This window comes from Candidatus Enterococcus leclercqii, assembly GCF_009933135.1.
Taxonomy (GTDB): Bacteria; Bacillota; Bacilli; order Lactobacillales; family Enterococcaceae; genus Enterococcus_C; species Enterococcus_C leclercqii.
This window is the reverse complement of sequence record NZ_MAEH01000006.1, coordinates 1-21,383: the sequence shown is the minus strand read 5'-3', so window position 1 is coordinate 21,383 and position 21,383 is coordinate 1. Positions and strand designations below refer to the sequence as shown.

Here is a 21,383-nt window from a genome sequence, read left to right as displayed (position 1 = left end):
AATATGAGCAAAACAATCGCAATCAATGCCGGCAGTTCCAGCTTAAAATGGCAGTTGTACCAAATGCCTACTGAGAAAGTTATCGCAAAAGGAATCGTTGAACGAATCGGTTTGAATGATTCTATCTTTACGATCAAATATGGCGAAGGCCAAAAATTTGAAACAGTGGAAGACATCAAAGATCACGAAGTTGCAGTACAAATGCTGTTGGATCATTTGATTGAATTGGAAATCATCCATTCTTATGAAGAAATCACCGGTGTCGGTCACCGTGTCGTAGCCGGCGGGGAATACTTCAAAGATTCCACCATCATCACTGATGACGTTTTGGAAAAAATCGAAGAACTAGCTGAACTGGCACCACTTCACAATCCGGCTAATGCGATGGGGATTAAAGCATTCCGTCATATTTTGCCAAATATCTTGTCAGTAGCGGTGTTTGATACTTCTTTCCATGCAACAATGCCGGCTGTCAACTACATGTACAGTCTGCCAAAAGAATACTACACCAAATATGCTGCACGTAAATACGGCGCTCATGGGACTAGCCATCGTTTTGTTTCTCAACGGGCGATTGAATTTTTGAATAAGCCGGAAGAAGAAACGAAAATCATTACTTGCCATATCGGTAACGGTGCTTCCATCACTGCTGTAAAAGGCGGTAAATCTGTTGATACTTCTATGGGCTTCACACCATTAGCTGGTGTAACCATGGGGACTCGTTCTGGTGATTTGGATGCCTCATTGATTCCTTACTTGATGCGTAAAGAAGGTATCGAAAACGTCAGCGACTTCATCGATATCCTGAATAAAAAATCTGGTATTCTGGGCTTGTCAGGCATTTCAAGTGACATGCGGGATGTTCAAGCAGCAGCTGCCAGCCACAACGACGATGCTGAATTGGCTTTGGAAATCTATGCTGACCGAATCCGCAAATATATTGCACAATATATTGCAGTTATGAATGGCGTGGATGCGATTGTCTTCACAGCCGGCGTCGGTGAAAATGCGGCCTATATTCGTGAAGCAGTTCTGAAACCAATGACTTGGTTTGGTATCAAATTGAACACGACTGTCAACAACTTGATTCATGGGGAAGAAGCTGAAATCACAGCACCGGATTCCAAAGTGAAAGTCTTTGTTATCCCAACTGATGAAGAATTGGTTATCGCCCGTGACGTTCAACGTTTAGGTGCAAAATTGCGCTAATCTCAATATTAAAAGCCCCCTGTCCGTAACTGATGGACAAGGGGCTTTTTTTCACAATAATCATATATGTTGGTGAAATCAGCAGTTGATGGCAGTGACTAATTTTTCAACCGTATTCCAATTGCGGGCGGTCATAGGCAGCTTTAGCTTGCCTAAAGCTCGGATTGTGGGGGAGGTTCTAACGCTATCATAAGAGAGTACATAGAGCACTTGAAGGTCTTTTTGATAACTGATGCGATCTTTTCCGTTGATGGTAACGGTGGCTAGTTGTTCGGCTGAGAGCTCACTTTCAAAAAAATAAACATAAAGGTGTTTAATGGTGGGCTCATAGGACTGTGCATTTTGGATTTCTGCTTGGGTAAAGGGGAGTTCAGCAGGAATTCGCTGGAAGTTATCCGCGGGAATAACAATGACCAGACTGGAAAACCCAAATTTTTCAGCAAATTCTTTGTTGATAAGCTGGCGCAGTTCGTCAGTTGAAAGAGGAGAATTTGCCAAGACATTGCCGCTTTGTAAAAAAGTCTGGAGGTGGGTCAGGCCCATATCTTCAAGAAAAGCCTTCAAATCAGACATTTTGATGCGATTTTGTTTGCCAACATTGAGACTGCCGAATAAAAGAATATAGTTCACGCTGATCCGCTCCTTTGGGTGGCATTGGTGTAGTAGGATTTGTTAGCTGAAATTTTTCTGGTTATTCATTTTCCAAAAAAACAAAAAAAGAAGGGCCTATCCTCTTCTCACCATTATTATACCGCGAATCGGTGGCAAAAAACAGTCTTGTTTTTGGGCTGCGGCGGGTGTAGACTGCATATCCGGCCAGCGGTGTGACTTGTAGTGTGTCGCAATCCGGTTGCCGGTTTTCTGCCCAGTGCAAGTGCAACTTACTGAAAGGGTCATGTGAAGGTGTCGGTCGTCAGTAACATCAATAAGGAGTGAGTGTTTTGGTCAACACACGAAAAGTCGAAGAACAACAGTTACAGGAAGTCTATCAGTCATTGCTACGGAAGCGACAAGAACTGCAACAACTGATTGCAGTCGAAAATTCAGAAGGCAAGGCAGCTATCCAGGAGATGACCGGCGAAGTGCGGGTCAACTATGATAATTTTGCCGATAATTTGGATACTTATGCCAATATTGAAGCGCTGAATCGACAAATCGACCAGTACAATCAACAACTGGCAACGGCCCGTAAACAGTTGGATAAAGTCGAACGGTTGCTTCCAAGTCCTTATTTTGGCAAAATTACTGCGCATTTTACACCAGATGAGGCGGCTGAAAATTTTTATATTGGGATTAATGGCTTTACTGATGATCGGAAGCAAGAGTTAATCTACGACTGGCGTTCACCAATTGCTGAATTGTTTTACAACAACCAGTTGGGCGTTTCGGCGTATCAAGTCGACACTCGGGAGATTTCGGTTGTCATTGATAATCGGCGGCAGTTGATTACCGATGGTGACTACTTGGTGAATTGGTTTGACAGCGGCACTGCTATCCAAGATGATGTCTTATTAGCAGCCTTGGCTCAAGACAATTCGTCTCAGATGACAGATATCACTACGACTATCCAAGTAGAACAAGATAAGATTATTCGGGATCGCTTGAGTCCGGTGGTCTTGGTAAATGGTGTCGCCGGCAGTGGCAAAACTTCTACTGTCATGCAGCGAATTGCGTATCTATTGTATCGCGATCGGGACAAATACAGTGCAGATGAGATGCTGATTTTATCACCGAATCGTTCTTTTGGAAAATATATCGCCCAGGTACTACCCAGCTTGGGAGAAGAAAACCCGGCTACTTATACACTGTTGCAATTGGTAGCAAGGTTGGGGGGACTTGAAGGAGAGTTGGAGAGTGAAAAAGCTTACTTTCAGAGGATCAGCGTCAAGGAGACTTCCCTGCTGCGTAGTACCTTGCGGGACACAGATTTTTTGGTATCTTTGACAGCAATCACTGGCAATGAGGTCAAACCGCAGTTCAGAGATATTTTACATGGTGAAAAAGCGCTGATCACCAAAGAGCATATCCAATTGCTTTTTAATGAAACACCTGCTGGCCAACTGGCAGATCGTTTGCAGGCAGTCAAGGCCCGTTTGCTTCAGGAATGGGAACGCCATCTGATCCGCCAAGGCCGCAGCAACCGAATCCGCCAACAGCTTTTGGGGCTGACAGAAGCAGAACAGCAACGATTACTGGGTGGGTTGATCGAGTTTGATTCAGAAGCCAAGCTGTCTGAGTATGGTTTGCAATTGCTGCAAAAACGCTATCGAGACATCAGCCGACAAATCAAGGACTTTTCTTGGTTACAAGCGGAACGGCTCTTTGCAGATTGTTATTTCAATTACACTGGAGAAGCTTTGCCGCCACTTCCGAAAAAAACGGATCTCGATCTGGCAGTAGCACAATTGTATATGCATCATATATTGATCGAGCCATTGACAGTTCCTGACTTTAAGGTGATTTTAGTGGATGAAGTCCAAGATTATACACCGGCGCAACTGCAGTTTATTCGAGCACTTTTCCCGAAAGCCCACTTTACCTTGGTGGGAGACGAAAATCAGGCAATCTTTGATTCCCAGACTGACTTTTCAAGAATCGCAGCGATTTTTGGGAAAAAGCAGGTTACCGGGTATTCGCTGGTGAAAAGCTACCGTTCCAGTGGCAACATCACCCGTCTTTTTGGCGCCTTGTTGAAGGATCCGACCAAATTGGAAATCCAGGCGGTTCGACCAGAAGGCGCTCCCATCACCTGGCTCTCGGTGGCTGAAAAAGCGGAAATGGTTCAAACAGTGACCGACTACGTAGTGACAACAGGTCTGACTGCCCTGACCGTTTTGACTAAAACGTTGGCACAGGCAGAAGAGCTCCGACAGCTATTGCCAAAAGACCAAATCAGCGTATATCCGATTGCGTTTGCCAAAGGATTGGAGTTTTCCAATGTATTAATCTATGATGCTTCAAAGACAAATTATCACAGTGGTCGTGACCGTCAGCTGCTGTACACAGGTATCTCTCGCGGGACGGAAACGGTGGCACTGCTGTGGCAAAAAAATAAAAGTCCTCTGTTTGCTTAGGGCTATTTAATGATAAAAAAAAGAAAAGCAACTTCGGTTCTTTCACGGAAGTTGCTTTTCTTTTTATTGTCAAAAATTTCAAAGGCGGACGATCTTCGATTTTATCAAGCTAAGCCCGCGTAAATTCACTTGTGTTAAGGGATTTTAATCGGTAGATGTCGTCGTACTGTCTTTAGTAGTATCTGTCTTAGCTGAAGACGTGGTATCTGTCGTACTTTCTCCAGCTTTGGTGTTGGCATCAGGCCATTTTAAATCCAAGAGATCGATCATTTCATTGTAGGCGGTCTCGATTCGTTGTTGCTGTTCGGCGGGAACTTTGTCGGCATATTTGGCACCTTTCAGATAGTCCTCAGCCAAAAATACTTGATAATCATAGGATTGGTTGACGACGCCGTCTTGGGTGTAGGTTTTACCTGCCATTATTTCTTTTGATACCCAGGTTGGATGGGGCACGATATTGGTAATCGTGGTCTTGTCGCCGGTTTTGGTCAACTCGACTTCCATAATGACTCCTCGTTCCGACCAGTAATTTTGGATGGTTTCATAACGTTGATTGGAAAGCAGATTGCCCATAGAATAGATGATGAATTTCTTTTCTCCATCTTTTTCGATGATTTCGGTAGGTTCGGCTACGTGGGGATGACCACCAAAGATGACATCAGCCCCTAAATCAATCATTTGGCGATATTTTTCTTGTTGCTCTTCGTTGGGCTGTAAGGCATACTCGTCGCCGTCTTGAGGCATGATCACAGTGATGTCAGCAATCTCTTCAGCTTTTTTGATGTCGGCGGCGACTTTGTCCATATTCAGGTCGTGAAGGTATTTGTCGTATTCTTCTTGGGTCAGGGTATTTTCCATGCCGTTGAAGCCGTATGCATAAGCTAAGAGAGCAATTTTGATACCATTGACTTCCTTGATCAGAATGTCACTGTTATCGTCGGTATTGACGCCAATTGTATCCACATCTAAGTCATGGAAAGTTTTGGCAGTAGACAATAGACCATCAATACCGGTATCTAAAATATGGTTATGTCCCAGGTCGATAACATCAAAGCCGGCTTTTTGAATGCTTTGGGCGACAGCCGCAGGGGCATTAAACATCGGATAACCACTCAGAGGGTATTCGGGATTGATAGTTCCTTCGAAGTCTCCCAGACACAGATCGGCTTTGTCCATTAACGGTTTGATCTGTTGGAAGTCGTTATCAAAGTCGTAGTTTTTTCCGTCGTAGGCACTACCGTACAAAATATAGTGATACAGCATGTCTCCACTGGCAGTGATCGTGACTTTTTTAGGAGTACTGTCAGTGTCTTTTTTATTGGCGGCTTTTTTGCTGTCAGAGGTGAGGGTAGTCGCCGGCTCCCCACTAGCAGATTTTGCCGGCGCTTTTTGCATTAGGTACAAGTCAACACAGAAAAATAAGGCGATGGCAGCGAAGATTATCAATGCCGCTTTGGTCTCCCGTTGCCCTTTTTTGATAGTGCATTCTTTGCGATTCATAATCCTCCTCCAAATCTTAACGTTACAGTCTTTGTGTCCATTCTAGTGGAATCCTTTACAAAAAGATAGAGCGTTGAATAAAAAAGCTGGTCTCGATGAGTAAAGAGTGAGTGAAAAGTTCATGCAAGTTATTTTTTCTATCACATTGGCTAAAATTTTTCAGAATAGTAGCTGATTCTTTCTTTGTTGGACGCTTTTAGGTAACATGACAGAAGAAAACGGTTTTGTAGCCGAGTTCAAGTCAACAAGGAGAGACAACGATGGATTTTAGGAATTTACTCGGTACGATTGACAGGCGACGGTTGCGGCTCTTGGAACTGCTGTATGAGCGTCGTAGTGGTTGTTCCACGGAATATTTATTGGATAGTTTGAATTGTTCATTACCTGTTTTATTGAAGGACCAAAAAGCGCTTAACGAGGCACAATCAGATTTTTTTATTGAAAAAAAATGGGGGTTGTATTATCTGAAAAGCGCAGACCAGGCGACTCTAAGTGAACTCTATAGCTTTTTTTTAAATTACACCACTGAGTTTAAAATTTTAGAGGAGTTGTTGTATGAACGCTGTGAAAATATCTCGCAGTTGGCGGCAACGTTATTTGTCAGTCCTTCTCATGCACAGCGCTGTCTTCGAAAATTGGATCGAATTCTGAGGGTGACTCAGATGAAGCTGTATCATCGACCACTACGGATTGGTGGACACGAAGGGGCGGTGCGGCATATGTATTATCGCTATTTTACAGAAAAATACCATGAAATAGAGATTACATTGCCTCAGGGATCAGCGGGTCAAAAGGAGACCTTTGAACACTTTGTCAATGAGTTCATTGAAGTGAACAAGTATCACCCTACTTATATTTTCAAACATCGGCTAGTCTATAATATGTACATCAGTGCTTGGCGTATTAAAAATGGCCACTTTTTTCCTGAAGAGGAATTGATATCCAGTTATCCTAAAGCGCCCAATCAGCAATCTTGTGAAGCATTAGCGAAGGCTTTGTTAAGGGACTATCAAATTGTATGGAGAAAAGAAGTTTTCAAAGAACTGATGTGGTTGCAGTTTAGCGATGCTTTGATTTTCAACGAAGCACATCGAAGTCAAGCGTTGCGGGAAAATAAACGTGTATGTCAGCAGTTCAACCATCATATGGAAACAGTTAGACAGCTTAATCAACTATTTTCCGAACCGGTTTCACAGAAAGTTTTGGAAAAATTAGCTACGACTATGATGAATTCATCTTATTTGTATCCTGAAGATGGCAAGTATATCCAGATTTTACGGCGAAACGAGCGAGATTTAGTGCTGGCCTTTTTGGCAGTGTATGAACAATCCGTCTCTAAGATTTTGGATTTATTACATCGACAAGCCACACGTTATAAATTGTACGATGAGGAAGGGTTTCGCTATATCTTCACCTATTGGACGCTGACGTTGATTCCTGATAGCATGGAGCGCCTGCAAAAGGCTAGTCCCAAAATTAATATATTGGTAGTCTCGAGCTTAACTCCCACTGAAGAGAAATTTATTACCTACTTGATCAATACCGGAGTTTACGGTAATTTTTCAATTGATACGATTTCCGTAACAGCTGAGTCTGTTTATGAAATCAGTGGTAAGTATGATTTGATTATTTCTACGGGTAAGTTGAACCGGATTTCACCAAATGTAGCGTTTATCGCTATTGATCCAGTCTTAGATGGACAAAGCATGACCCGAATTCAAAAGAAAATCAGTGAGCTGGCAATGCAAAAAAAGGCCGATTCTGAGTGCGTATGAATAAAGGGATACGGGGAAATTTTTTAGCGAATGAAAGTATAATTTTTAATGAATACGGAACAAACAAATCAAAAAAATTTTGTAGGTGATACGATGATTTCAGCAAGTTTGAAGAATTATATGGAGTCCGAAATTATTCCCCGCTACGATCAGTTAGATACTAGTCATGCCTCTCCTCATGTCCATCAAGTGATTGCCAACAGTTTTGAAATTCTCGCAGAACTGAACTTGCCGGATGTGGATCCGCAAATGTGTTATGTGGTTGCTGCCTATCATGATTTAGGACTATTGTTTGGTCGTGAAAATCACGAAACTCGCTCAAAGGAGTTGCTGATGGCAGATCAAAAATTAGCTCAGTGGTTTTCTTTAGAACAATTAACCGTGATGGGAGAAGCAGTAGAAGATCATCGGGCATCTTTATCCTTAGCGCCGCGCTCACTTTATGGAAAAGTCATTTCCGAAGCGGATCGAGACATAGATTTTGAGCGGATTTTGTATCGGACATTTGTATACGGCATTGAAAAGAAAGGTCTGCAATTTTTACCCGAGCTGACGGAAGAAGCGGCCACTTACATGACTGAAAAGTATGGGCCAAATAGCAATCTGAAATTTTGGCTGAGTTATTCAAAAAATCAACAACAGCTGGAAAGGCTGCACCGCTTTTTGGCAGATGAAAAGAGCTTTGCAAGAGCGTGTCACCAGACTTATGCAGCAATTTTCAATCCAGGACAAGAGTTGGCTGATGGGTACAGCATAACTATTAGATAATAAAAACGAAGGCAAGCTTGCTGAATTTGAGTCCAGCAGCTTGCCTTCGTTTTTTGCTATTTGTTTATTGGTCATGCAGCTATTTTACTTCTTTGACTTGCTCAATAAAGTGTTCAAGATTTTCACGATCTGTTAGCTGACGATTGCATTGGTCGCTGTCAATGCAGATGTAGTTTCCCTTTTTCGTATAGGTTCCTTCTGCGCCGGTTTTGGTGGTAGCCATGAACAAGGCAACATTGCTTTCTTTATGACAGATAGCGCAGATGTTCTTTTTGACACTGGCAGGAAGCGAGCCGGCGATGCCTTGCAGACGATCGTCAGAATACAGCAGCAGAAATTTCTTCTGGCTACCGGGGTCATTCCAGCCAATATAGGTGTGCTCCCGTAAGTCCAGTTGGTTGAAATCGGGAACTTTCAACTTTTTGACTTTGCGGAAGGCTTTCTCCACTTGTTTGGCAGAAGGTGCTGCAAAAGGGATCACGAAATCTTTGAACTCGTCAAAGTAGCGTGCGGCCCGGGCTTTAGTGAGTCGAGTATCCAAAGCCAGCGTAATTAAATCCGTGATTTCCGGATAGTCCTCAGGAACCGCTTCGCGAATTTTTTCGACTGCCAGTGCTTGGACAGTTTGAATCGTGTGGCGGTCGTTGACAGACTGATAAACGTTGATCAGCTCCTCGACGGTTTGGCGCAGTGCCATGTATTGATATGGTTGAATCGTTGGTCTCATAGTAAATTCCTTTCCTCGGACTGCTGATACGCGGGAAAGGTCCAGGTATCAGCCCAGCAAGCCGACAACCTGTGCTGCAGAAGATACATAACGTATCATCTGATCACCCCCTAATGTTTCACAAGGTGTATCTTACCATGTTTTGCGGTAGATGCAAGGAGCAACACCGGTAAATGTTGGGATGTAACGATTTCTTATCCATAGGTTGGGGTTATGAATGGTGATAAGTATTTATGATTGGGAATCTTACCCCGGTTGGTGATACACTAGATGATAAGGAATAACCGAAACGGTCGTTATGGATTGCCGTTAGGGCTAAATCTCAGACAGCAATCTGGAAAAGGCAAGCAGACTTAGGAGGTCATATCAAATGAGTAAAGCAGATGTATCAATTTTGGATTTGGTGGGTAAAACACCAATCGTCAAGTTGCAGCACAGTGTACCGGAAGGCTCTGCTGATGTTTATGTGAAGTTGGAGTATTTCAATCCCGGCAGTTCTGTAAAGGACCGAATTGCGTTGGCTATGATTGAAAAAGCAGAACAAGAAGGAAAACTGCAACCTGGCGGAACTATCATCGAGCCAACGTCTGGTAATACAGGGATTGGTTTGTCCTTGGTAGGTGCTGCCAAAGGATACAAGGTAGTCATTGTGATGCCCGATACTATGAGTGTCGAACGTCGTAAATTGATGCGAGCATACGGTGCAGAACTGATTTTGACACCGGGGGCAGAAGGAATCACTGGCTCGATCAATAAAGCAAAAGCATTGGCGAAAGAAAATGGCTGGTATTTACCATTGCAATTTGAGAACCCGGAAAACCCTTTGATCCATGAAGAAACTACCGGTAAAGAAATCATTGAGACATTTGAAGGGGACACATTGGATGCCTTCGTAGCCGGAATTGGGACTGGCGGCACGATTACCGGAGCAGGTCGTGCGTTGCGCAAAGCCTATCCGGAAATCAAAATCTACGGTGTAGAGCCGGCAGAATCGGCTGTTTTGGAAGGCGGTAAGCCAGGTCCGCATAAAATTCAAGGAATCGGAACCGGCTTTGTACCGGACACATTGGATACCGGTATTTATGATGAGGCAGTGGCAGTTGCTAGTGAAGATGCGTTGGAAACAGCTCGTCAGATTGGCCAAAAAGAAGGTCTCTTGGTGGGGATTTCTTCTGGAGCGGCCATCAGTGCAGCGTTGAAGGTGGCAGCTAAGCTGGGTGCAGGTAAGAAAGTATTAGCCATCGTTCCTGATAATGGTGAACGGTACTTGTCGACCGTTTTGTACGCCTCTGAAGATTGAGGTTTTCTCTAGTCGTGAAATTTTCCCCAAAATTTAAACGATTGCCCCTGTTCACTTGAGGTGAGCTGCAAGTGTTCCTAGCTGTTTTTGTAAATATTAGGCAGCCGGCAATTGCTGCTTTCCAAAGAATATGGTATGGTTAAAAAAACACTATGATTAAGAAAGGGGCATTACGATGACCGCATCGATGAAATTGCGCAGCACACTTTTAGAATGTAAATAATCCTCTAAAAGTCTTGCAAAGTCGACATTTCATGGGCGGAGTCTGCTCATTTTTCGTAATTGATTAAACGTCGAGGACAGCATAGGACTGTTCTTGACGTTTTTTTGTCCTCGGATAAATTGGGAGCTGATTTGATGAAAGCCGGCTACCTTGTGACAAGCTGGTCTATTGACTAGTTTGAAGGAAGCTAAATAGAATTGACAGTGAATCTCAGAAAACAACTTTGCAAGCAGTCCTAGCATGTTGCAGCGATAACGTTGTACGTGCGCATTGAAAAGATGTCGACTCATTTTTTGTAAAAAAATGAGTCGGCAGCAAAAGGAGAGCTTGTATATGGAAGAATTAGTATTGCGCTTAGAAAATATTGAAATCGCCTTTAATGGAAAAAAGATCTTGGAAATTCCGCAGCTGCAAGTATATGAAAATCAACGCATTGGCATCATCGGCGACAACGGCAGTGGGAAGACGACCCTGGCTAAACTAATTACTGGTGAATTGATGCCGGATATTGGAAAGATTCAACGTGAGGTTTCTTTCGGGTGGTTTCCACAAGGGGGGATGGCTCAAGTGTTGCCAGAGACGGGTGATCAGTTGGCATTAATGAGTCGATTGCAAGTGCCGCAACAAGACAATCTACAGGCATTGAGTGGCGGCGAAGCAACAAAATTTCGTTTAGCTCAAGTGTTGGCGGATTATCAGCCAGCACTGGTGATGGATGAACCTACGACCCACCTAGATCGAGAAGGAATCGAAGTTTTGACCGATGAACTTCGTTACTATTATGGCACCTTGTTTTTTATTAGCCATGATCGGCAGTTCTTAAATGATTTGGCTGAGGTAATCTGGGAGGTGGCTGACGGAAAAGTTACTGTTTATAAAGGCAATTTTGCCGCTTATCAGGAACAAAAAGAGCTTGCTGCCAAGACGGCTCAGCAGACTCGCGAAAATTTTTTGAAGGAGAAGCAGCGAATAGAGAAAACAATTCAAAAAAAACAGGAACAAGCGCAAAAAGCGGCCACCGTATCCCGCCGCAAAAAACAGCAGCAAATAAAGCCGGATCGCTTGTCTGCTTCTAAGCAGAAAGATACTGTGGAAAAAAACCTCCATAAAGGAGCCAAGGCGGCTATGAGTCGACTGGAGCGGCTTGAAGAACCGGAAAAAACCAAAGAAAAGCCGCCTCTACGTTTTCCAAATCCTCCCGCGTTGCAGATGCATAATCCTTTTCCAATCCAAGGAGCAGAAGTTCAATTGTTGGTTGGGGATAAAGTATTGTTGGAGAAAGCTGATTTTCAGTTTGGTTTGGGTAAAAAAATTGCGTTAACTGGGGGCAACGGTACCGGAAAGACAACATTGCTGCAATGGATTGTCGCTGAAAAACCTGGCATTCGCTTGTCTCCAAAAGTCCGCTTCTCCGTCTATCAACAAACGGCTTATGACATGATTACTACTGAACCTCTTTTAAGGTATCTATTGAAGGAAACGCAGCAGCCAGAGCCCTTTATTCGCGCTTTACTGCACAATTTAGATTTTGCACCACAATCACTTTTGACTCCGATAGTTCAATTAAGTGGTGGGCAGCGCACACGACTGGCGATCGCCAGCATTTTCTTGGAGCCTGCTAACGTGTTGGTCTTGGATGAGCCCACGAATTTTATTGATTTAGCAACGACAGCAGCCCTCGAAAAACTGCTAAAGGCGTATCCGGGTACAGTTCTGTTCACCTCTCATGACGCCCATTTTGTTCAAAACGTAGCAGATGAAGTCTGGATTCTGGCTGATCAAAAACTGGTACAGACTGAGAGTCGTTAATGCTTCAGTTCTTAGATTCGTCTGGTCTTTTTTCTTGGAAACAGGTATCCTGATAGTATAGAAAAAATCAGGTGGAAAAAGAAAAGAGGTAGCAGGCAGATGTTCGATACAGAGAAGGTAAAGACACTCAATGAACTAGAGATGGTGGTGTATCGTTATATCATTGAACATTTTGAGGGACTGGGGCGTTTGACGATTCGCGAAATGGCGGAGACAGCCCATGTTTCTACCTCTACGATTTTGCGGACGTTGACAAAACTAGGCTTTGATGGCTTTTCAGAATTCAAATACTTTCTGAAAGAAGAACAACAAAGGCAACAGCGCTCCTTTGATTATTTTTATGATGCTACGGTACAAGTGGATAACTTTTTGAAAAAGGTCAACGACGACAATTATCGAGATGTCTTAGAGCCGGCGGTAAAGTTGATCTTAAATAGCCGCCATATCGCTTTTTCCGGCATTGGGACGAGCGGTACTCTAGGGATGTATGGCAGCCGCTATTTCACAAACATGGAGATCAACGCTTACAGCATTGCCGATCCCTTTGCTCCCATCCCGCCGCGAGGTTTGGAAAATACCTTGGCAATCATCTTATCCGTATCTGGAGAAACAGAGCAGATGATCGACCAGGCAATGGATTTCAAGCGCTATGGTGCGCAGGTTCTCAGTATCACAAATGATGAAAATTCTACCATCGCTCGCATAGCAGATTACAATATTTCCTATTACATGCCGGAAGTTGGCAGTCCGCGAGAAGCGCATCTTAATTTGACGACACAAGTACCGGTAATTGCGCTGATTGAGATTTTAGCCCATCAAGTCGCTAAAGAACTACAAGCTTTTATGCCTGATGCCTGAATTTCCAGACAAGGAGCTGTGAGAATAGTTGAGTCACCGCCCTATGAACCAAACACTACCAAACGTGAGATTCCAAAAACCGACGACCTGCCATTAAAAATATTGGAAGGTCGCCGGCTTTTTATTGCTAAAAAATTTTAAACGTAGACTTTCTTTGATTTCATCAAGGGAAGTCAGCAGCATTCATTTTTTCTTTTTATACGTTTGGTCATGTTCGCTTTTCGGACTAAGACATACAGGTGGTCACAAGTTTTCCTCATCCGTATTTTTTTAATTAATTGTGGTTAAACAGCCGCTGTTTAGCACTTGAAAATTACTTATTTCACATTCATTTGTTATTTTTAATTTTGCGTATTAGACGTTTATAACAGATTGATAAACTGTTAGATGATATTTCTCTCTGGTTCCTGTTTAGTTGTTTGAAATAATGAATATACAAGTGTAATTATCGGATTTTTTATAGTAGTACAGTGCTTATTGTTTGTTATAACTCTGCTGCTGTGTTAAAAATAATCTTGAGGCATACGATGGCTGTTTTTTTGAAATGAATTGAGTGTTTCGTTATGAAATTAGTTGTTCAGGCTGTCGGGTGAATCAACAATTTTTTACAAAATGGAGGAACAAAAATGAAAAAATGGTGGGTGACAGCAGTTTTGGCGGTCAGTGGGCTTTTATTGGCGGCCTGTGGTGGAGAAGCAAGCAGTGAAGGTAAACAAACAGCACAAGACACAAGTTGGGAACAAGTGACCAAAAATCAGACGTTAACAGTAGCAACTTCTGGCACACTGTTTCCTTCTTCTTATTATAATGATAAAAATCAGTTGGTAGGCTATGATGTCGACGTTGCCAAGGAAGTAGGCAAACGTCTAGATCTTAAGGTCGCATTTAAGGAATACAATGTGGACGGCCAAATCGCTTCTGTCAATCGTGGGGAAACAGATTTTGCGGCCAATGATTTTGGTCTTTCCGGCGAACGGGCAAAAAAATTCATGCTGTCTGAACCGATTAAATATTCCTTTGATAGTATGATTGTTCGCAAAAGCGATGATTCCGGGATTAAGTCGCTTGAAGACCTGAAAGGAAAAAAAGCTGCTGGTGAACCGAATACAGGTTATATGAAGATCGCCGAAAAATATGGTGCCCAGCTGGTGACCTATGACAACGCGACGAACGATCAGTATTTGACTGATGTTGCAAATGGTCGCACTGACGTGATTTTAAACGACTACTATCTGCAAAAAATGTCAGTGGGCGCATTGCCGGATATCCCGGTCAAAATTTTGGAAGATGTTTATTTCAACGCCAATTTTACTGGTTTCCTCTTTGTCAAAGGACATGATGCCTTGAAAGAAAAGGTCGACACGGTACTAAAAGAAATGCAAAAAGACGGGACTATGAAGAAGATTTCCGAAACGTATTTTCAAACGGATGTTTCTGTTAAGCCAAAACAAGAAGTCACTGAAACGGTGACGGCAGACTAATGTATATCCCAAAACTAGATTTTTCTTTGATGCTGGAGTCGCTGCCTTTCATTTTGCAGGGCCTGAAATACACACTGGGAATCAGCGTAGTGACCTTTTTACTGGGAAATATTTTGGGAATCTTTTTGACGGTTTTGGCAATGCTGCCAAGCCGAATCTTACGAGGAGTGATCGCTTTTTACCTGTCCTTTTTACGAGGTGTTCCGGCGTTGGTGTTGCTGTTTCTGTTGTATTTTGGACTGCCGTATCAGCTACCAGCGCTGAGTGCGGCAATCATTTGCTTCACTTTGACGAGTAGCGCATTTATTGGTGAAATCTATCGAGGGGCAATCAATGGGGTAGATCGCGGGCAGTGGGATGCGGCATATGCCTTGGGATTGAACTTTCCCCAGACAGTTCGCTTGATCATTTTGCCACAGGCCCTGAGACTATCTGTGCCTGCTCTGGGAAATGTAGCGATGGATTTAGTAAAAGGTACGTCTTTAGCAGCAATGATTACAATTCCCGATATTTTTCAAAAAGCTAAAATTGTCGGTGGGCGTACTTTTGATTATATGAGCATGTATGTTTTGGTCGCCTTGGTTTATTGGGGCTTGTGCATTGCCATTGGCTGGTTGCAAAAGCATTTGGAAATCTATTTGAACCGGCAGATGGGTTTGATTGCGCAAAAATAAATTGAAAAATGGAGTTGTGACAATCGCTGAGTTACCGTCCTTTAGAGCGGACATGACCAAATGTGAATCACAAACAAAAAAGAGGTAACTTCGGGTAAAGAGCCGAAGTTACCTCTTTTTTCATTACTATTCACTTCGCTTTGTGGGGGCTCGGATGGCTAATTGTTTTCAAATTTATCTGTTTTTTCTTCTGTAACATGTTTCTTAAAAGCGGTGAAGACTGGTTTTGAAACCGATTACCCTTTATGATGAATATGTAAGCGATACCGCTGTTGCAACCAGACTTCCGGAAAACGGGTCGCACGCCATTATTATTGTTGCAGGCTTTGGTTTCGGTAGGCCACCGAGAAAAAGCCGCCAAATCTTTTTAAAACGTGAAACAAGAAAAGGAGCGAGACCATCATGAACGAATGGATCAATGAAAAAGTTCTGCCTCCGGTGTTGAAATTTGTCAATACCAAAGCTATTACTGCTTTGCGAAACGGAATGCTGTACACGATGCCTTTTACCATCGTCGGTTCTATTTTTCTCTTGCTAGCCAACTTTCCAGTCAAAGCCGTCAGTGATTGGGTCACCAACAGCGGCTTAGCAGATTATTTCAACGAAGCATACGGTGCTTCCTTTGCAATCATGGCGATTTTCGCGGTTGTCGGGATTGCCTACTCCTATGTAAAAGATGACGGCTTTGAAGGATTGCCAGCCGGGATGATCGCTTTGGTAGTCTTCTTGCTGACTCAACATTCCAGTGTAACGGATGCGGAAGCAAAGGTTACTATTGGTAATGTCATCGACAAAACCTGGACAGGCGGGCAGGGGATGATTGCTGCTATCTTGGTAGGGTTATTTGTCGGTTGGGCCTATGTCTGGTTTTTACGACGGGATATTCGAATCAAATTACCGGAACAAGTGCCAACCAACGTAGCCAACTCATTTACTGCCTTGATTCCGGCAGCCGTGATTATCACTGTCTCATTGATCATTTACGTGATTTTTGACAAGTTCTTCAATACCACTGTTGTAGAATGGATTTATGAAGTTATCCAAAGTCCGATGCAAGGGGTTACTGATTCCTTGGGTGGTGCCTTGATGTTGGGATTCCTAGTACCATTCTTGTGGTTCTTCGGGGTACACGGCTCCACCATCGTCGGCGGGATCATGGGACCAATCTTGCAAGCCAACTCCCTTGAAAATACCGAAATTGTGAAAGCTGGTAAAGCGTTGACTGTTGCCAATGGTGGCCACATCGTTACGCAACAATTCTTGGATCAGTTTATGACTGTGACTGGTGCGGGGATGACTATCGGGATCGTAATTTATATGGTTTGGTTTGCCCGTTCAGCACAATTCAAGCAATTGGGACGTTTGTCGATTGTTCCGGCCTTCTTCAATATCAATGAACCTATTACTTTTGCAACACCAATCGTAATGAATCCAATCATGGCACTGCCGTTTATTTTAACACCAGTGATTTCTGGGCTGATTACTTACTTTGCTCTTTACACAGGGTTAGTACCGCTCTTTACTGCTGTACAGGTTCCGTGGACAACACCGCCTGTAATTTCCGGCTTTTTGGTAGGGGGCTGGCGAGCAGCGTTATTGCAAGTCATCGTATTGGGACTAGGCTTTTTCATCTACTTGCCGTTCATCCGTAAAGTGGATCAATTGAACTACGCGGAGGAATTAGGTGAGACACCGGCAGAAGCTGCGGTAACCGTCGAAAATGAAGCCTAAGTCAGTAGAAAGACGAGGGAACGACATGAGTGTATTGAAAAAAGATTTTTTATGGGGCGGCGCAGTTGCCGCCCATCAGCTGGAAGGTGGCTGGCAAGAAGGTGGCAAAGGGATTAGTGTAGCTGATGTCATGACAAAAGGTGCCCATGGCGTTCCCCGGCAAATTACTGATGGGGTTCAACCAGGTCAAAACTACCCCAATCATGACGCCATCGACTTTTATCATCATTATCCAGAAGATGTGAAGCTGTTTGCAGAACTGGGACTTAACTGTTTTCGGACATCCATTGCCTGGACGCGAATTTTTCCTGATGGTGATGAAACTGAACCTAACGAAGCCGGGTTGAAATTTTACGACGATCTTTTCGCAGAATGTCTGAAATATGGTATCGAGCCGGTGATTACTTTGTCTCACTTTGAAATGCCCTATCATTTGGTGACAAAATATGGCGGCTGGCGTAATCGCAAGCTGATTGATTTGTTTTTACGCTTTGCCGAAGTCTGCTTCACCCGTTACAAAGGGGTCGTCAAATACTGGATGACATTTAATGAAATCAACAACCAAGCCAATTATCACGAAGATTTCGCGCCTTTTACCAACTCCGGTTTGAAATTTTCTGAAGGGGAGAACCGTGAAGCCGTGATGTATCAAGCGGCTCACTATGAATTAGTGGCTTCTGCCGGGGCAGTTCAGTTGTGCCATCAGATTGATCCGGATGCGAAGATTGGCTGTATGATTGCTATGGTGCCCATCTATCCGTATAGTTGTGAACCGCAAGATATGCTGGCGGCGACAGTCGCGATGCAACGGCGCTACTGGTTTACCGATGTGCATTGTAAAGGCCAGTATCCAGGGTATCTGAAAGCCTACCTGACCCGCAAAGGTTATCATTTGGATATGACAGATGAGGATCTGGTCATACTGCGGGAAGGGACCGTGGACTATATCGGTTTTTCTTATTACATGTCATTTGCTGTCAAAGGAGCGGGGAAAGCGCCGGCGTATGATTATGATGAGGCCAAAGATTTAGTTCGCAATCCCTATGTACCTGCTTCTGACTGGGGCTGGCAGATTGATCCGGAGGGTTTACGTTATGCCATGAACTGGTTTGCCGAACGCTATGAACTGCCATTGTTTATCGTGGAAAACGGCCTTGGTGCAATTGATGAAGTTGGACCAGATGGCACTATCGATGACAGCTACCGGATCGACTATTTGCGAGCTCACATTCAGAGCATGAAAGATGCTGTTGCTTATGATGGCATTGATTTGATGGGTTACACACCTTGGGGATTTATCGATCTAGTATCTGCAGGTACTGGTGAAATGAAGAAGCGCTACGGTATGATCCATGTCGATTTGGACGATCAGCTGCAAGGCAGTGGCAAGCGCAGCAAGAAGCGTTCTTTCGATTGGTACCGTGAAGTTATCCGCTCCAACGGTGAAAAACTATAATTTTGGTTTTACCGGCGCAAGCCGTATGAAATACCAACCAACAATCGTATCGCGAGATTTCGGGATACACCAAAACACCGACTGCCAGCTTTCCCTTCAGGCTGAGCAGCCGGTGTTTTTTTGTTTACCGCCAGTACATTTTGTTACCAGTGGGTTCGGCTAAGCGAGCATCTCGGATTTCATCTAGCTTAGCGGTGATTGCAGGATCTCCTTGATGATAAGCCAGGTGGGCACTATAACTGAGGGTTATTAGGTTGGCTTCATAGTCAGTTCCTTGCTGAGAAACGGGAATCAGATGATGGATAGTAAGCTCCCCATTGCTGGCTGGGATTCGTTGATCAAAGCGATTGTGATATGCTAAATCAAGACCGGTTATACGACAATAAAAGCCGTCACGGCAGGCGATACGGTAAGGAACTGTTGGTGTGCTGCGTTTGGTAAACGTCGCTTTGGTGTAATTGCGAGAGCAGCTGTCTTTACAAAAGGAACGCCTTCCAGCAGGCAATTGTTTGCCACACCATTTGCAGCTATCAGGTGACAATCGTAGGTCTGGGGTACCGACTGTCAACGTTTCGCCAAACTGTCGCTCGTATTCCCTCAAGCTTAGCCAGCGGCGCTGAAAAGTGGTATCAGCTGCCAGGCGCAGCTGACTACCGCGACCTTTGTAAGTGGCTGATTCAGGCAACGTCTCTGAGAACCTGTGAAGTAGCTGCTGTTGGTCTGCAGATAACTGTGTGTGGAGCATCTTTTTAACAGCATTCCCGGCCAAAGTAGTCACGGTTTTGCAATGAAAACAGACGGCAAGATTTTCAGCAGCAGTGTTGCCTTTTAGGAGCAATGTAAGCTTGCGATGACAGATAGAACACGTCGCTCCAGGATAATTGCTTTGAACAAAGGACATAACAGAGCCTCATTTCTTTTAAATCGCATGTTGTTAACGATATGATACACTGGAGATGAGAAAAACGAAAGGCAGGCAAGCCGATGTTAGATCTTTCGATGCAAGAACGGCAGATACTTTGGGAACAGTTGAATGAGAAACAAAAGGCAGTACTGACCCAGCATAAGAAGTATCGGCTGCAATCGCTGTTTCTGACAGAACACTTCTTGGAAGAAGATAAGTGGCAGTTGGTAGATTTCAAAGAAGACCCGCATTATCCTAATGGGGATCAAAAACTTTACTGCCGCTGTGGCCGTCAGGTGAAATATCAGTTTATTTTGCTGGCAGTGGCTACCGGAGAGCTGCTTTTGCTGGGCTCTACTCATTTTGCCCAACATCTGGGGGTGTCAGAAACCGTCGCAGCTCAAGTACGTAAAGGTTTACACACTATCGATCGGGGAACAGACCTGATTTTGCAACAGGTAGCGGCGGGCCTTCATTTCCCACAACGCCTCTATCAAAAAATCAGCCCTCACCAACTTAAACAGCAGCTTCCGGAAGCAACTCAGCGTAGATTGTCGGCTTTTTCGCAGGCGAATCTGCCAATCTATGAAGAAGATCAAAAAGCTTTATTGACTCTGGCCGCAGCGATTGCTACTTCCAAGCGTGATGAGCAGCCTTGGCGTCCCCGCAACTCTGCTACTAGTTCTCGAAGCTCACGGGAAAATCCTTTTGCGGCATTGACAGCCAAGATTGGACAACTAGAAGTTGGGGAGCAAGTACCACTGGCAGAGCTGGCGGATTATCTGAATGAAAGGCCAATCGTGATTCGACGTTGGCTAGGACTGTTGGAATCTGAGCGCTTTTTTGTTCAGGTGAAACAGGTGGCGGACGATTTTTTCAGAATTCGTTGAAAGAAGGAAAGACAGTGAAACCAAAAAAGACTGACAAAATTATTTTGCTGGGCAGTGTCTCATTGCTTTTGTTTGTAATAGGGGACTGGGGCTTGCCTTATGTATTAGGGCCGATAGTAACAGGCTATGATCCCTTGCGACAAGTGGTAAGTGATCTGGGAAGTGTTGGCAGTCCGGTGAAGACCATCTTCGAACGAGGATCTATTGTGACCGGCTCTCTATTGCTTTTGTCTTTACCGGGAGTTTGGCAATTAACATCAGGAGACAATCGTCGCAAGCGGCAACTGCTGCTTGTCGGTTTGGCACTCTTTGCTGTGGGGGATTGTATTTTTACCGGTGTTTTCAAAACAAATCACAGCACATCAGGATTAACCTTAGGAACAATCATTCATGGGGGCGCTTCTGGAGCAGGAATCGTGGGGATGCTGGCAGTTCCATTGATTTTGTCTGCGATGGCCAAAGATCGGCAAAATCACCGCGGTCAGCAGATTTATCTGCTGTTGTTTGCCGCTTGTCTGTTGACGTCACTATTTAATGGCATCTCTCAAGGATTGCACTTTACGTACAAAGGATTATGGCAGCGAATTTCGCTGGTATTGCTGTACGCAGCACCACTGCTTTTAGGCAGCAGCGGCCTTTATTTTGTTAGCAAAAAAGATAGTCTTCAAAAAAAAGGAGAGAGCATGACTGAAGAAGACTGAGCTAACCGCCTACATCTAATGAGCGCTTCTTTATTTCAAGGTTACAAGAGAATGTAGAGAGAAAATCTTTTTGGCTTGCGTGTATGTATCGATTCGCTTTCAATGTGGGACAACCGAACTCAAAAAGAACAAAAAAACGGCTCTTCGTCAAATAGTGTTGGTGAGTTCAAATTGAATGAGTGAATGAGCTCAGGCAGGAAAAAATTCTTGCCTGAGCGCTTTTTTATTTTTCGCTCTTTCTTAAACAAAAATCAGCCCTTGGATGATGTAGATTCTTGAGCGAAAATTCAGGAAGTTCCGATA

At 43.9% G+C, this 21,383-nt stretch carries 17 protein-coding genes; 13 read left to right on the top strand and 4 right to left on the bottom strand.

What is annotated here, in order from left to right:
• The first annotated feature begins 3 nt into the window (after positions 1-3).
• Positions 4-1,209 (top strand): acetate/propionate family kinase, encoded by a 1,206-nt coding sequence (locus BAU14_RS01475; protein ID WP_161898322.1) that lies wholly within the window; start codon positions 4-6, stop codon positions 1,207-1,209.
• A gap of 78 nt (positions 1,210-1,287) precedes the next feature.
• Here BAU14_RS01475 and BAU14_RS01470 read toward each other — a convergent pair whose 3' ends face one another.
• Positions 1,288-1,839 (bottom strand): DUF1697 domain-containing protein, encoded by a 552-nt coding sequence (locus tag BAU14_RS01470; RefSeq protein ID WP_161898321.1) that lies wholly within the window; start codon positions 1,837-1,839, stop codon positions 1,288-1,290.
• Between the two features lie 311 nt (positions 1,840-2,150).
• On the opposite strand from BAU14_RS01470, the gene BAU14_RS01465 reads away from it, so the two are divergent.
• Positions 2,151-4,283 (top strand): HelD family protein, encoded by a 2,133-nt coding sequence (locus BAU14_RS01465; RefSeq protein ID WP_161898320.1) that lies wholly within the window; start codon positions 2,151-2,153, stop codon positions 4,281-4,283.
• Positions 4,284-4,427: 144 nt separating this feature from the next.
• Here the strand turns inward: BAU14_RS01465 and BAU14_RS01460 are convergent, their stop codons facing one another.
• Complete coding sequence (locus BAU14_RS01460; RefSeq protein WP_161898319.1) at positions 4,428-5,783, bottom strand: CapA family protein; 1,356 nt, start codon at positions 5,781-5,783, stop codon at positions 4,428-4,430.
• 260 nt (positions 5,784-6,043) lie between these two features.
• On the opposite strand from BAU14_RS01460, the gene BAU14_RS01455 reads away from it, so the two are divergent.
• Both BAU14_RS01455 and BAU14_RS01450 read left to right on the top strand, forming a co-directional pair.
• Positions 6,044-7,558 carry a helix-turn-helix domain-containing protein gene (locus tag BAU14_RS01455; RefSeq protein WP_161898318.1) on the top strand — a complete coding sequence of 505 codons (1,515 nt, stop codon included), beginning with the start codon at positions 6,044-6,046 and terminating at the stop codon, positions 7,556-7,558.
• A 93-nt stretch (positions 7,559-7,651) separates the two neighbouring features.
• Positions 7,652-8,326: a phosphohydrolase gene (locus BAU14_RS01450; RefSeq protein WP_161898317.1), complete on the top strand. Its 675-nt coding sequence runs from the start codon at positions 7,652-7,654 to the stop codon at positions 8,324-8,326.
• Positions 8,327-8,405: 79 nt separating this feature from the next.
• On the opposite strand, the gene BAU14_RS01445 is transcribed toward BAU14_RS01450, so the two are convergent.
• Positions 8,406-9,053, bottom strand: a complete 648-nt coding sequence (locus BAU14_RS01445) for a FusB/FusC family EF-G-binding protein (RefSeq protein WP_161898316.1) — start codon at positions 9,051-9,053, stop codon at positions 8,406-8,408.
• A 370-nt stretch (positions 9,054-9,423) separates the two neighbouring features.
• Here BAU14_RS01445 and cysK point away from each other — a divergent pair, with 370 nt between their 5' ends.
• From cysK to BAU14_RS01410, 7 genes are all read left to right on the top strand, one after another.
• Entirely contained in the window at positions 9,424-10,353 is a 930-nt protein-coding gene (cysK, locus tag BAU14_RS01440; RefSeq protein ID WP_161898315.1) for a cysteine synthase A, read from the top strand.
• A gap of 556 nt (positions 10,354-10,909) precedes the next feature.
• Positions 10,910-12,385, top strand: coding sequence for a ribosomal protection-like ABC-F family protein (gene abc-f / locus BAU14_RS01435; protein WP_161898314.1), 1,476 nt, complete (start codon positions 10,910-10,912; stop codon positions 12,383-12,385).
• Between the two features lie 99 nt (positions 12,386-12,484).
• Positions 12,485-13,243, top strand: a complete 759-nt coding sequence (locus BAU14_RS01430; protein ID WP_161898313.1) for a MurR/RpiR family transcriptional regulator — start codon at positions 12,485-12,487, stop codon at positions 13,241-13,243.
• Between the two features lie 626 nt (positions 13,244-13,869).
• Positions 13,870-14,724 (top strand): transporter substrate-binding domain-containing protein, encoded by an 855-nt coding sequence (locus BAU14_RS01425; RefSeq protein ID WP_161898312.1) that lies wholly within the window; start codon positions 13,870-13,872, stop codon positions 14,722-14,724.
• Positions 14,724-15,398 carry an amino acid ABC transporter permease gene (locus tag BAU14_RS01420; RefSeq protein ID WP_161898311.1) on the top strand — a complete coding sequence of 225 codons (675 nt, stop codon included), beginning with the start codon at positions 14,724-14,726 and terminating at the stop codon, positions 15,396-15,398. Before BAU14_RS01425 ends, BAU14_RS01420 begins: the two co-directional genes overlap by 1 nt.
• 402 nt (positions 15,399-15,800) lie before the next feature.
• Positions 15,801-17,129, top strand: a complete 1,329-nt coding sequence (locus BAU14_RS01415) for a PTS sugar transporter subunit IIC (RefSeq protein WP_161898310.1) — start codon at positions 15,801-15,803, stop codon at positions 17,127-17,129.
• A 25-nt stretch (positions 17,130-17,154) separates the two neighbouring features.
• On the top strand, positions 17,155-18,585 hold the full coding sequence (locus BAU14_RS01410; RefSeq protein WP_161898309.1) for a 6-phospho-beta-glucosidase: 1,431 nt from the start codon (positions 17,155-17,157) through the stop codon (positions 18,583-18,585).
• 124 nt (positions 18,586-18,709) lie between these two features.
• Here the strand turns inward: BAU14_RS01410 and BAU14_RS01405 are convergent, their stop codons facing one another.
• On the bottom strand, positions 18,710-19,486 hold the full coding sequence (locus BAU14_RS01405; protein WP_161898308.1) for an HNH endonuclease: 777 nt from the start codon (positions 19,484-19,486) through the stop codon (positions 18,710-18,712).
• Positions 19,487-19,569: 83 nt separating this feature from the next.
• Between BAU14_RS01405 and BAU14_RS01400 the strand changes: the two genes are divergently transcribed.
• Together BAU14_RS01400 and BAU14_RS01395 are read left to right on the top strand one after the other, a co-directional pair.
• Positions 19,570-20,379, top strand: coding sequence for a hypothetical protein (locus BAU14_RS01400; RefSeq protein ID WP_161898307.1), 810 nt, complete (start codon positions 19,570-19,572; stop codon positions 20,377-20,379).
• A 14-nt stretch (positions 20,380-20,393) separates the two neighbouring features.
• On the top strand, positions 20,394-21,080 hold the full coding sequence (locus tag BAU14_RS01395) for a DUF998 domain-containing protein (protein WP_237580390.1): 687 nt from the start codon (positions 20,394-20,396) through the stop codon (positions 21,078-21,080).
• The last annotated feature ends 303 nt before the right edge of the window (positions 21,081-21,383 follow it).